Source organism: Scytonema sp. PRP1, from assembly GCF_036697665.2.
GTDB classification, from domain to species: domain Bacteria; phylum Cyanobacteriota; class Cyanobacteriia; order Cyanobacteriales; family Nostocaceae; genus Kalymmatonema; species Kalymmatonema gypsitolerans.
The window spans coordinates 23,806-37,602 of record NZ_JBAHYJ020000104.1; the positions used below are offsets into that span (position 1 = coordinate 23,806).

Below are 13,797 nucleotides of genomic sequence, written 5' to 3' on the forward strand. Positions count from 1 at the left end.
ACATATAACATCTTGGGATTATTATGAAAAAAATCCTAGTTTTGGGATCTAATCCTAGAAGAGACCTCCAATTAAGTCGAGAAATCGATGATTTAACACAAGCAATAGAAAGAAAAATCGAACAGCAAAAACATCAAACATATAGGGTAGTGTCTAGGAATGCCGTTCGACCAGGCGATCTATTACAATTATTGCGGGAGCATAAACCGCAAATTGTACACTTTTGCGGACATGGAGCAGGAGAGCGGGGATTATTATTACAAGATGATCAGGGACGAGAGCAGCTCGTTAGTACGGAAGCGTTAGTCCATGCGTTTGAATATTTTGCCCAAGACATTGAATGTTCGGTCTTCAATGCTTGTAGCAGTTATATACAAGCAGAAGCTGTGGTTAAACACATTGATTATGCGATCGGCATGAGCGAAGAGATTCTTGATCGAGCAGCATACATTTTTGCGGTAGGGTTTTACACAGCTTTAGCAGATGGAGATTCTATAGAGCGAGCTTATGAGTATGGTTGCGTTGCCGTTCATATTCAAATGGAAAACTTGAATGGAAAAACTTCTAGATCGCAAGGTTTTAGCGGGATTCGTAAGTTTGAAATTATCGATCCAAACGAACGGAATATAAAGCCAGAACACTTGAAGCCAATTTTGCGAAAAAAAAACACACAGTCCCCAGCTTCAAGAAATCATTCAGAATCATCAACAAAGCCAGATGTTACACCCAATTTCATCGATACAATCTTCCAAGAAATCGAGCGTAAGGAATATAAAGATATCGTTCGAGATATTTGGAATCGATTTGGGCAGGCTTTACCCAGCAAAAGCGTGCAACCTCCAACTAAACATGAATATCGTCAACGAAAGATTTTACTGGAAAAAGTCAAAAATTTCTGGATTGAAGGATTTCTCAAACCCTCTCTCTACGCTGATGCTGCAATTCATCTTAAACTGAAAAAGCGTCCCGATGCCGTACTTCGTCCGTTTACCGAAATCGAAGCATTATCTGTAGAACTGGATAAATCCTTTGAAGAAATACAGCAAACAAATATCTATAACCAAATAGGACAAGGTAACACGCTGTTAATTTTGGGAGAACCTGGTTCTGGTAAAACTATCGCCCTTTTGCAACTGGCGCAACGCCTCATTGAACGCACCCAAGGAGATTTAAGCCAGCCAATTCCAGTGGTGCTTAACCTATCTTCTTGGGCAAAGAAGCGACAAGCGATTGAGGAATGGTTAATTGAGGAATTGAGAGAAAAATATCAAGTTCCTAAACAATTGAGTCAGCCTTGGATGAAACAGGGACAACTCGTTTTGCTGCTGGATGGTTTAGATGAAGTCCAAGAAAAATATCGCAATGATTGCGTTCGTGCCTTAAATCAATTTCTTGCCACTCATGACATGACAGAGATGGTAGTTTGTAGTCGTGTCAAAGATTATGAAGCCCTCACCGAACGCTTGCAACTCAGTAGTGCAATTTGCATTCAACCCATATCACCAAAGCAGGTATATGAGTTTTTGGAGAATGTAGGCGATTCACTTGCTGGCTTAAAAACGCTGTTACAACGGGATGCCGAACTAGAAGAATTTGCTCAGACACCACTGATTTTGAACATCATGAGCGTAACATATCAAGGGTGGTCGGCAGAGGAGTTGTTGCAAGAGTTTCGCTCACCGCAAAATCGCTATCAAAATTTGTTTGATGCTTATATTGAACGAATGTTAAAGCTACGGCGAGCTTCTGCAAAATATCCAAAAGACAAGGTGAAACACTGGCTCAGTTGGTTGGCAAAGCGAATGGTAAACGAATCGCAAACGGTTTTTTTGATCGAAAAAATGCAACCAAGCTGGCTAAAAAACCGAAGTGAGAGAATAGCCTATAGAATCGGAAATTTGCTGATGGGAGGGCTGATTGTTGACTTTTCAAGAGAAATCACACTAGTTGAGAAAGTAAGTTGGTCGTGGCAACGAGCCAAGTCTAGGCTAATGCTCGAACTGATCTCTGGGCTGATTTCTGGGCTGATTCTAGGGCTGCTTTTTGCACTTATTGGAGTGCTAGTGGAGGCTACTTTAAATAGAGATCTGGCTTTCGTGCTGGAATTTGGGCAGTTTGTTGTAGTGTTTTCTGGGCTGATCTTTGGAGTGATTGGAGCGCTGATTGGAGGTCTAAGTAGTGGGTTAGATAGTATTGAAGTAGAGCAGAGAACAACTCCCAATCAAGGGATTAAGAGTTCGGCTAAAATTTTTACCATGTTTGTGCTGACTTGCGGGGTAATTTTTGGACTGATTTATGGACTGACTTATGAACTGACTTATGAACTGACTTATGAACTGGCTTATGAAGTGACTCCTGGAGTGAGTACAAAATCTTCAGCAGTAATTGGAAAGTCGATTTTAGGGGTGATTGTAGGACTTATTGGAGGATCGATTTTAGGGCGAAAGTATGGTGGAGCAGCCTGTATCCATCATTTCAACTTGCGCTTGATACTCTGGCTAAAAGGTCGCATTCCTTGGAATTATGCTCGCTTTCTCGACTACGCCTCACAACACCTATTGATGAAAAAAGTAGGAGGTGGTTACATATTTTACCACCGAATGCTGATGGAACACTTTGCTCAAATAAATCCGGTAGCTGCTCCATCAAATCCAAGACCTATTGCTCAGCCTTCTACTCCAGTACCAAATTATCTTACCTGTAGCAATTGCGGTCAAAAAAATCCGACTGATAACAAATTCTGTAACAAGTGTGGGACGCGATTGTCTTGAGGGCAGCAATTCTAAATTCAAAAAATCAGGAGTATTTGTGATTTGAATCATAATTAACCAAACAGATGTTACTCAAGGGAATTGCCCACGTAGTGCCAGAAAAAACTGCTGATAGCGATAATATTAGCTCAATTCTGCTGAAAATTTGGGATGCAGCAATTACCAGGCATCCGGACAGCATCAGTGCCAGGGATGCTTATCGAAGTGTTAAGGCGATCGCATTGCGGGCGAAAGAAGCCAAGCGAGAAGTTGGGGCATACACTGCTGAACTATGGGGGATGAGTAGCATTCGCAGAAAACAGGATTAAGGCAAGCACGTCACAAAACAGCCAAAAGGTTGACCTGATGGCTCAAAATATTAATTTATGTTCCAAATCAAATTCAATATGAGTTTTATAAGCAAAGCCCAAAGTAATTTTGCACAATTTGTAAAATTCGCTTTGCTGCATGACCATCCCCAAAGGGATTAATTGCGTTTGCCATCGTTTCATAAGCAGTTAAGTCAGATAGCAATTTCTCAGTAGTCGTGAATATTTTCTCTGGTTGAGTTCCCACAAGTTGAGCTGTACCTGCATTTACTGCTTCGGGTCTTTCTGTGGTTTCTCTCAAGACCAAAACTGGTTTTCCCAGGCTGGGTGCTTCTTCCTGCAAGCCACCAGAGTCGGTCAGCAAAAGATGCGATCGCATAATCGCTCCTACCAGTTGAGCATAATCTAAAGGTTCGGTTAAAAAAATTCGAGGATGATTGCCCAATAGTGCTTGCAACGGTTCTCGCACTGTGGGATTACGGTGCAATGGTAGGAGCAACGCTGTATCAGGAAATTTATCCAACACCCGTAAAAAGCCTTGAGCAATATCATGCAGCGGTTCTCCCCAATTTTCACGCCGGTGAACTGTCGCCAGCAAGACACGATATTTCCCCCATTCCAACCCAGGTATATCACAAACAGGAACGCTTGCAGCCACAGTCAACAACGCATCAATCACTGTGTTACCTGTCAGGTGAATTTCACCCAAAACGCCAGAACGTTGTAGATTTTCCACCGCTAAAGCAGTAGGTGCAAAGTGCAATTGAGTGAGTTGAGAAATCAGCCGTCTGTTGGCTTCTTCTGGATAAGGATTAAATAGCTCATCTGTTCTTAATCCAGCTTCTACATGTCCTACAGGAATTTTTTGGTAAAATGCAGCCAAAGTCGCGGCAAAAGCCGTCGTTGTATCTCCCTGCACGAGCACTAAATCTGGCTGACTCTGTTGGAATAATTCTTCCAAACCTCGTAAACTACGGCAGGTAATATCACTAAGAGATTGCTTTGGCTGCATAATCTCCAAGTCATGATCAGCTTTGAGGTTGAACAGCCGCATCACTTGCTCAACCATCTCGCGATGCTGTCCTGTCAGAATCACTTGAGTGTCAAGACTTGAGGAGTTTTGGAAAACCTGAATGACCGGAGCGAGTTTGATTGCTTCCGGACGCGTACCCAATATAATGTAAATTTGCTTTTTAGTCATGAGTCATTAGTCAAGGGTCAATAGTCAATAGTTAACAATTAATAATTCATAGTCAATGGTCAATAGCCTGAAACTTTTGACTATGAATTTTAGACTCTTGACTCATAAAACATGAAAAAACCCGGCTTAACCGGGCAGATGTACTGTTTGTCGAATTAAGCAGGATGGTTACGGTTCAATTTCACAAGTTAACGGACAAGCAGCGTAAACGGTAGTCGTTTGCATATTTTCTGCTTCTCCATGCAGCCAACTCAACCATTGGACTTCCTTGGGATGGACTCCTTTAAGAGTTAGCACTCCGGCAGCCATCACAACTGCCATCACATTAAACATGATTAAACCACCTGCAACAAGCAAAACTGCACTAACAGGCATCACCGATTCCAAAACAATTGACAACAGACATCCGACCGTAGCCATCAAAACAACTAAAGGAAAACCGACAACCAGTAAGCATACTGCCAATGTAAAAGTCCATATTAAAAAACTTTTGATCATCAACAATGAGTAGGTCTTGCTTAAATTAGACGTTTGAGACAAAGCCATGACTTTTTCTCCTATTCTCCAAATACAAAACAAACGAAACAAAAACTTAAATTCAGAAATGTCTAGCTCATCATGAGCGGGATCAACGATTAGTAGTTCAGTATATAAAAACCAACTGAGAAGATGAGCATTTATTTAATAAACTTTACAGTTAATCTTTCGCAATTATGGGAATAAATCTAGTGATTATTCTGATAGAAAACTTGTTTTTCGCATCTATCTTCAGGTATATAAGCTAAAAAGCAATCACTCTTAAGGTTTATTTCAACAAGTTGACTTATCGTATGCTTAACATTTCTTTTCAAAGTTTAGGGTGTTTCTCATAATTCACCAATGCTCTTGAACAGACGTGAGTTCGACAAACCTCTTTCTTCCCCCTACACTCCGCACCCTACACCCTAGACCGCTATTTTCAAGTCAGATAGGTAGAAATAAACCGAACTATGTTAAGAAATGTAAAAGCTTCTAAAACCCTTACCAATGAGTCATGACTAATGACTGCCGAAACTCGTTAACTTTATTTGTACCGACCTGACTTGAAAATAGAACTCAGAACTCAGAACTCAAGATAAATTTTCATTCGTTCTGGTGTACGCAGTTCATGAGGGCTACTTATCAAAGAGCTTAATACTGCATAAGTTCAACCGCGCAACTTCTATAACAAGGTAATTATAGGAGATACATTGTTATGACTCGCAACATTTATGCATTACTGGTAGGTATCGACAACTACCCCGCGCCTGTTAGTCCTCTCAAAGGTTGCATTAATGATGTCATTGCGATAGAAGAATATTTGCGATCGCGGGTGAAAACAGAAGGATGGAATTTACACTTAAAAACTCTCAAAGATGAGCAAGCAACGCGCCAAGCAATCATTGATAATTTTCGCCAGCATTTGTGTCAGGCAAATAGCAACGATGTGGCATTATTTTATTACAGCGGTCATGGTTCCCGAGAGCCAGCACCACCAGAATTTTGGCATTTGCAACCCAGTAGATTGAATGAAACCCTAGTTTGTTATGAGAGCCGTCTTCCAGGAGGATGGGATTTAGCAGATAAGGAATTAGCCAAGTTAATCTCAGAAGTTGCTCAAAAAAATCCCCACATGACCCTGATTTTTGATTGCTGTCATTCTGGTTCGGGAACTAGAGATCCATTCCAGGAAACCGCAGTCCGTGAATATGCGACTAATGAGCGATCGCGTCCTTTAGATAGTTTTATTTTTTCACCCGAAGAGATTCAAAATTTAATATCATCAGATAAACAAACTTCTGGTTGGAACTTACCCAGAGGACAACATATTTTGTTTGCATCTTGTCAAGACTCGGAAACCGCCAAAGAATATCGTGCAGATGGCGAACACCGGGGAGCATTTTGTTACTTTTTGACACAAACTCTTCAGCAAACCCAAGGAAACCTGACTTATCGAGATTTATTTAAACGAACGAATGCTTTAGTACGCAGTAAAATCAAACAACAATCCCCGCAGTTAGAAGCAATCGATACAAGAGATTTAGAGCAATTATTTTTAGGTGGTGCAATTAGCGATCGCCATCCCTACTATACTGTGTCATATCACAAAGAATATGGTTGGGTAATTGATGGTGGTGCGGTACATGGTGTACCTCGTCGGGATGGTTCCGAAACTATGCATTTGGCTCTTTTCCCGATTGAAACTCAAGGACAAGATTTGCGAAAAGTCTCGAATAAAATTGGAGAAGCTCAAGTAACAGAAGTTTTACCGCAATTGAGTAAAGTCACAATTAGCAATGTTACCAACTTAGACCAAGAACAAACTTTTAAAGCCGTCATCACCAGCTTACCTTTACCGCCCAAAGGTGTACGCTTTGCAGGCGACGCAGAAGGCGTGCAATTCTTACAACAAGCATTACAAACCATTACAGATAATAATCAACCTTCGCTATACGTGCGAGAAGTTAGCGACAGCGAAAAAGCAGAATTTAAGGTATTGGCTTGTAACGGAGAATATATCATTACTCGACCTGCTGATGGTTTACCAATAGTTAATCAAATTCAAGGCTATACCAAAGATAGCGCCATTAAAGTCATTCAACGACTTGAACATATTACCCGGTGGACAAATCTGAGCGAACTTTCCAGCCCAGCGAATAGTCGCATTCGCCCTGATGCGATCAAGATGGAAATTTATCAAGGCGATAAAGTTTTGTCAGATGGTGAAATCCGCCTCAATTACTATCAAGATGATAGCGGTAAGTGGAACAAACCTGCTTTTAAAGTTAAACTCAAAAATACCAGTAATGAAACCCTCTATTGTGCGTTACTCGATTTAACCGAACAATTTGCGATTAATGCGGGCTTTTTTGAAGCTGGTTATCTCAAACTTGAACCAAACCAAGAAGCTTGGGCGCTAGGTGGAAAATCGATTCGTGCTAGCGTTCCCCAAGAGTTATGGGAACAGGGAATCACTGAATATCAAGATATCTTGAAACTTATTGTTTGCACCTCGGAATTTGATGCTACGCTTCTACAACAGGATAAACTCGATTTACCGCGTCAAAAATATACTCGCCGCAGTTTGCAGAAAAGTACCCTCAACCGTTTAATGAGTCGCTTGCAAGAGCGTGATTTAATCACTGATGATGAACCTGAGGAATACGATGATTGGGTGACTTCTCAAGTCGTCATTAAAACTATTAGACCCCTAGAAACTACGCCCATACCCAACTCTGGGAATGGAGTGTCTCTCGGTGCAGGAGTATTATTAAAAGCTCATCCACACTTACAAGCTAACGCTCGCCTAACAAATATTTCCCCATCCACCAGAGATGTAGACAATCATCATTTACCACCATTATTACGGGACGGAACAATCAGTCAATCCTTTGTATTAACTAGCGCTCGATCAATCGGACCAGGTTCAAACGTGTTAGAACTCAGGGATGTAAATCCTGAAACTATCCCAACAGTCACCCGCGAAACACCCCTTAAATTAATTGTTGATACCCCCTTAGCACCGGGAGAAAAAGTTTTACCGATTGCTTATGATGGGGAATTTTATCTTCCCTTGGGAGTTGGATATTCTCGCAACGGTAGAACTGAAATTAGATTAGAACGTCTACCAGAACCGGAAAACCAAGGAGAACGCGATTTAAAAGGTGCTTTTCGGATTTTCTTCCAAAAAATAGCAAGTGAAAAACTAGGATTAGAAAGATTGGGATTAGAATATTCCTATCCGCATCTAGCAGTAGCAAATGTAGCACTAGATGAAAGCGTTAGTTATGAATTAAACACAGAAAAAGTCAAACAACGGGTTAAGCAAGCACAGAAAATAGTCTTGTTTATTCACGGTATTACTGGTGAAACTCAAAGTTTACTACCCTGTATGCAACGGGCGAAATTGCAAGTAGAAGGTCAAGAAAAATCACTAGCTCAAGCGTATGATTTGATTCTTTCCTTTGACTATGAAAATCTCCATACTTCTATTGAGGAAAACGCCAGACTATTAAAACAACGCCTTGAAGCGGTGGGTTTGGGTAAAAATCATGGTAAGCAACTGCAAATCGTCGCGCACTCAATGGGTGGTTTAATATCTCGTTGGTTTATCGAACGCGAAGGTGGAAACCAAATCGTCAATCATTTGATTATGTTAGGTACACCAAACGGTGGTTCACCTTGGGCTAGAGTAGAAGACTTGGCAATAATGTTAATAACACTTGGGTTAAATAGCTTATCTACAGTCGCTTTACCCGTGAAAATATTAGGTAGTTTGGTTACTGCTGTTGAAAGCATTGACATTTCACTAGATCAAATGCGAATAGGGTCAGATTTTATTAAATCCTTGGCTATGAGTCCAGACCCCGGTATTCCCTATTCTATCGTTGCTGGCGATAATTCAATCCTATCTGCAATGATTGAAAAGGAGAAATTGCAGCGACTCATGCAAAAACTGCGAAATCAATCAATAGACTTAGCTTTCTTCGGTCAACCCAATGATACAGCTGCAAGCGTTAAGAGTATCACAAGCGTGAATAGCGATCGCGTTCCCCAACCTCAAATTCATCATGTTGGTTCCGATCATATGACTTACTTCAGCGGTCAAGAAGGATTAGCCGCACTTACTAGGGCGTTGATGGAAATCTAAGTACTGCTTTGCTTAAAAAAGTAGTGTTTGGAACGCAGAGGCACGCAGAGTCAACGCAGAGGTACGCAGAGAATTTCTGGATTTAATTGGTACGTGACGCAACAAATTTATATTTTCTTGAACAAGAATTTGTGTAGCGTCATGCACCAACGATAAATAGTAGATAAAATAACTTGAAATCAGAGGTATCTTGTGAATATCACTGAAGATGAAATATTTAGCGAAACAGAAGCGATCGCCACGAATGGATTTGAGCGCAACCTCGCATTTATTATCGGCATCAATAACTACAGTAACGGCATTTCCCCCTTGAAAACCGCCGTCAACGATGCCAAAAAACTTGTAGAAGTTCTCCGGGAAAAGTATAAATATCAAGTTTGGGTATGTTTAGACGAAGTTGCAACCCTGACTAACTTAAATCAACTTTTAGAAAAAACATTACCAGAACAAGTTCGTGAAAATGACCGCTTGTTATTTTACTTTGCAGGTCATGGAGTCGCCCTCAACGGCGATGATGGTCCTGCTGGTTATTTAATTCCTCAAGATGCAAAAGGAGGTAATACTAATAGTTATCTGCCGATGACGAAGTTACACGATGCTTTAAGTAAATTACCCTGTCGTCATTTTTTGGGGATTCTCGATTGTTGTTTTGCTGGCGCTTTCCGGTGGTCGAGTACGAGAGATTTATTAACTGCACCAGAAGTCATCCACAAAGAACGTTATGACCGCTTTATTACTGATGCAGCATGGCAAATAATTACTTCCTCAGCCTCCGACCAAAAAGCATTAGATAACTTTAATTTAGATACCCAACGTGGTCAAGTCGGGAATCATTCGCCTTTTGCTGCTGCATTATTAGAAGCCCTCGAAGGTGCAGCAGATGCTTATCCTCCCGCCGAAAATGGTAAACCTGCGGGAGATGGAGTCATTACAGCAACGGAATTATATTTACATTTACGCGATAGAGTCGAAATTCCCACCGAAAAATCTCGTCTGCGCCAAACCCCTAGTATTTGGTGTTTAAACAAGCACGATAAAGGCGAGTATATCTTTCTTTCCCGGACATGAACTCAATTTACCACCCGCGCCACCTTTAGATGAGTCACAAAATCCCTATCGTGGTTTAAACTCATTTGACCAAGAACATAGCGAACTATTTTTTGGTAGAACCCAACTAGTTGAAAAGTTACAAGCTTTTGTCAAAATCCATCCTCTCACTGTGGTACTCGGTGCTAGTGGTTCGGGTAAATCCAGTTTGGTTAAAGCAGGATTAATTCCCAGCTTGAAAAAAGAAACTAAAGAGACTAGCAATAAATGGTGTATTTTATCACCTATACGTCCTGGTGAAACCCCTTTTCAAGCCCTGAATAATGCCCTTGTTGATGCCCAATTACCAAAAGTAGAGTTACAAAACCAACAAAAAACTCTGACTCAAAGTATTGCTGTTTGGGCTAAAAATAATCCCAATTCCAAATTATTAATCTTTATTGACCAAAGCGAAGAAATAATTACACTTTGTGATTCCGAGAATGAGCGCCAGGAATTTTTCCAACAGATTCTTACAGCTATTAATGCCCATCGGGATAAATTACGGGTAGTGTTAAGCCTACGTTCTGACTTTGAACCCCAAATTAGAGATGCTGGTTTAAAGTTTGTCCCCACAGTTCTGAAAGTAGGAAACACAGTGCTTAAAAATCGTTGGCAAAGCGGACGATTTATTGTACCAGCCATGACACGAGGGGAACTGCGCGAAGCAATTGAGAAACCCGCAGAAGCACGGGTAATGTATTTTCAGCCCCACGAACTTGTAGAACAATTAATTGATGAAGTGGACATGCCCGGAGCATTACCACTACTGTCTTTTGCCTTGAGTGAGCTTTTCTTAAAATATTTACAGCGACAACGGAATGCGAAAAATAGAGGTATAACAGTTGACCGCGCTCTCACCAAGAAGATTATCAAGAATTGGGGGAAATGATGCGATCGCTCACTCAAAGAGCGGATGAGGAATATCAAGCCTTAGTGGAAGAAAATCCTGCTTACGAGCAAGTTATCCGTCATGTGATGTTGCGGATGGTAGCGATCGGTGGGGGTGAGTTAGCGCGTAGACGTGTACCTTTATCGGAATTGGAATATCCGCCTCCTAAAAATATTTTAGTTAAACAAGTAATTGAGCGGTTTAGCAAAGCTAGGTTGCTGGTGGAAGGACAAGATGCGGAGGGTAATCCTTACGTGGAACCAGCCCATGATGCTTTAGTGCGTGGATGGCAAAAGTTGTTGATGTGGAAGCAGGAGGATGAGGAGAGTTTCATTCTGCAACGGCGGTTAACATCGGCTGCGGTGGAGTGGAAAATGCAGCAATCAGAAAAATTGGATTGGAATACTGCCCCGCATATTTGGTTCCAGCAATTAGGGAAAAAAAACCAACAGCTAGGTCTGCTTTGGAATGCTAACCCCCGCTTGGATTTGTTAAAACAGGTACTCAATTCTCAGACAGACAATTGGTTAAATCAGCTAGAGGTTGAGTTTGTTCTTTCCAGCCTGGAACGCCGACGAAATAACCACCTTCGCGCATATGGACTGGGTGCTTTAGTGCTTGCTGGCGTGTTGCTATTTGCTTTTATTCAGTGGAATCAAAACCAACAAGCACAAAGTTTAAACTTGGCTACATCTTCAAAACAACGCTTTGGTTTAGACCAACAGTTGGATGCCTTAGTAGACAGTATAAAAGCAGGAAAAACACTACAACGAGCGGTTAACGCACCACCTGAAACCACAATTCCGGTTGTGACTGCCCTACAGCAGGTAGTTTACGGTGTGAAAGAACACAACCGCTTGCAAGAGCATAGTACTGCGGTTGGTAGCGTCAGCTTCTGCAATGACGGCAAGACGATCGCCTCAGTAAGTTGGGACGGGATCGTAAAACTCTGGAGCTTAGACGGTAATGAACTCGCCACCATCGATGGGCAAACCGCTAATGTTAGCAGCGTTAGCTTCAGTCGCGACTGCAAGATGGTAGCTTTGGGCAGTACAGACAGAACCATTACACTTTTGAGCTTAGATAGCAAAAAATTTATTACCCTCAAAGGTCATAGCACCGTTGTTACTAGTGTCACCTTCAGTCCCGACGGTAAGCTACTGGCTTCGGGAACTGAAGATGGCACCATTACACTTTGGAGTATAAACGGCAACCGCATCTGGACTATCCAAGGTCATAGTCCTGAGGTTAATAGCGAGAATATGAACATTGGGAGAGTTGGGAGCATTAGTTTCAGCCCCGATGGTACAACGATCGTTTCAAGTGGGGGCGGTATTAAACTTTGGAGCCTCGATAGTAAGGAAATCAAAGCTTTCCAGGGATTTGGGTATGTCAGTTTCAGCCCTGACGGCAAGATGCTGGTTTCGGCAAATAATAGCGACATAACACTATGGAATCTTAACGGCAACCCACTGTGGACGCGCTCATTGAAAGACGACGGGCAAAGATATCAGCGTATCAGGAGCGTTAGCTTCAGCTCCGATGGCAAGACAATTGCTTCGGCAAGTGATGACGGTACTATAAAACTTTGGAGCTTGGACGGGACGGAACAAGTCACCTTCAATGGGCATAGTGGTAGTGTCAATAGCACTAGCTTTAGCCTTGACGGCAAAACTTTGGCTGCGGGGAATGAGGATGGTAGCATCAAACTTTGGAGTTTGTCAAACGAGCAACTACCAACGCTTAAGCTCGATGACAAAGCTTCAATCAATAGCTTCAGCTTCAGCCCAGATGGTAAGACAATTGCTTTAGGTGGCTTCCAGAATGTCACAATCTGGAGCTTGGATGGTCAGAAACTCCAGACGTTCGAGGTAGCTCCTAATACCCCACAGAGTGAGAGCAGTGGTAAGGTTTACAGCCTCAGTTTCAGCCCGGACGGCAAGAGCTTGGCTGCGTCTGCTAACAACATTATCCAACTATGGAGCTTGGAGAACGGCAAAGAATTTTGGAAGCGCCCAGAAAGTGGCGAAAATTACAGTAGTTCGTTCACTAGCGTCAGTTTCAGCCCAGATGGCAAGATAGCTACACCAGGTGGAGGCAAATCGCTCAAGCTCTTTAGCTTAGACGGCAAAGAACTTAAAACACTCACGCTTAAAGAGTATAGTAGAGACTTCAGCTTTAGCCCGGACGGCAAAACTCTGGCAGTACCGAATAATGACAATACTATCGAACGCTGGAGGACAGCGGACGGCAAGCCACTCCGCTCACTTGGACTTGCGGCAAAAATTATACAAGGAGGTAGAGTTCAGTCCACCAGCGTTAGTTTCAGCCCTGATAGCAAAATCCTGGCTTCGGGAAGTGGTAATGGCATCATCAGACTCTGGAACTTAGAGAATGGCGAGGTCATTAGGCAGCTCAACGGGCATACAGACAATATTAATAGTGTCAATTTTAGCCCCGATAAAGTCCTGGCTTCGGGAAGTGATGATGACACCATCAGACTTTGGAGTTTGAACGGTACGGAACTCGACAAAATCGAGGGATACAAGCGCAGTAGAGCTTACTTTAGCCCCGACGGTAAAACCCTGGCTGTAGTGAGTGATGACACTGTTACCCTTTTGAACATAGATTTAAATGATTTATTGAGGCGCGGGTGCGATCGCGCACGTAACTATTTAAAAAATAACCGCAATGTCAGTGAGAGCGATCGCCATCTCTGTGACAATGTTAAGTAGTTGCAAAAAGGGGGAACAGGGAATTCCTTAGCCATCAGACTAAGTACAGCATTTCATTAATTCGTAACGTTTTTAAACGCAAAGGAGCGCTCTCGGTAAACGCAAAGGTACGCAGAGTTTTCGTTCTAGTTTTCA

8 protein-coding genes are annotated in these 13,797 nt (G+C 42.1%); 6 read left to right on the forward strand and 2 right to left on the reverse strand.

The genetic code is table 11. The features are described 5' to 3' along the window. Nucleotides 1–23 precede the first annotated feature (23 nt). Nucleotides 24–2,771 (forward strand): NACHT domain-containing protein, encoded by a 2,748-nt coding sequence (locus V5G28_RS27125; protein WP_332996340.1) that lies wholly within the window; start codon nt 24–26, stop codon nt 2,769–2,771. 65 nt (nt 2,772–2,836) lie between these two features. After that, nucleotides 2,837–3,079 carry a hypothetical protein gene (locus tag V5G28_RS27130; RefSeq protein ID WP_332996342.1) on the forward strand — a complete coding sequence of 81 codons (243 nt, stop codon included), beginning with the start codon at nt 2,837–2,839 and terminating at the stop codon, nt 3,077–3,079. 85 nt (nt 3,080–3,164) lie between these two features. On the opposite strand, the gene wecB is transcribed toward V5G28_RS27130, so the two are convergent. Then, nucleotides 3,165–4,280 carry a non-hydrolyzing UDP-N-acetylglucosamine 2-epimerase gene (wecB, locus tag V5G28_RS27135; protein WP_332996344.1) on the reverse strand — a complete coding sequence of 372 codons (1,116 nt, stop codon included), beginning with the start codon at nt 4,278–4,280 and terminating at the stop codon, nt 3,165–3,167. A gap of 168 nt (nt 4,281–4,448) precedes the next feature. Then, nucleotides 4,449–4,826: a hypothetical protein gene (locus tag V5G28_RS27140; protein WP_332996346.1), complete on the reverse strand. Its 378-nt coding sequence runs from the start codon at nt 4,824–4,826 to the stop codon at nt 4,449–4,451. 688 nt (nt 4,827–5,514) lie between these two features. Between V5G28_RS27140 and V5G28_RS27145 the strand changes: the two genes are divergently transcribed. The 4 genes from V5G28_RS27145 (at nt 5,515) to V5G28_RS27160 (ending at nt 13,662) form a co-directional block, all read left to right on the forward strand. Further along, nucleotides 5,515–8,949, forward strand: coding sequence for a caspase family protein (locus V5G28_RS27145; RefSeq protein WP_332996348.1), 3,435 nt, complete (start codon nt 5,515–5,517; stop codon nt 8,947–8,949). A 192-nt stretch (nt 8,950–9,141) separates the two neighbouring features. Next, on the forward strand, nt 9,142–10,017 hold the full coding sequence (locus V5G28_RS27150; protein WP_332996351.1) for a caspase family protein: 876 nt from the start codon (nt 9,142–9,144) through the stop codon (nt 10,015–10,017). Further along, nucleotides 9,995–10,927, forward strand: coding sequence for an nSTAND1 domain-containing NTPase (locus V5G28_RS27155; RefSeq protein WP_332996543.1), 933 nt, complete (start codon nt 9,995–9,997; stop codon nt 10,925–10,927). Before V5G28_RS27150 ends, V5G28_RS27155 begins: the two co-directional genes overlap by 23 nt. Beyond that, on the forward strand, nt 10,924–13,662 hold the full coding sequence (locus V5G28_RS27160) for a WD40 repeat domain-containing protein (RefSeq protein WP_332996353.1): 2,739 nt from the start codon (nt 10,924–10,926) through the stop codon (nt 13,660–13,662). The genes V5G28_RS27155 and V5G28_RS27160 overlap by 4 nt, the downstream gene beginning before the upstream one ends. Nucleotides 13,663–13,797: the final 135 nt, after the last annotated feature.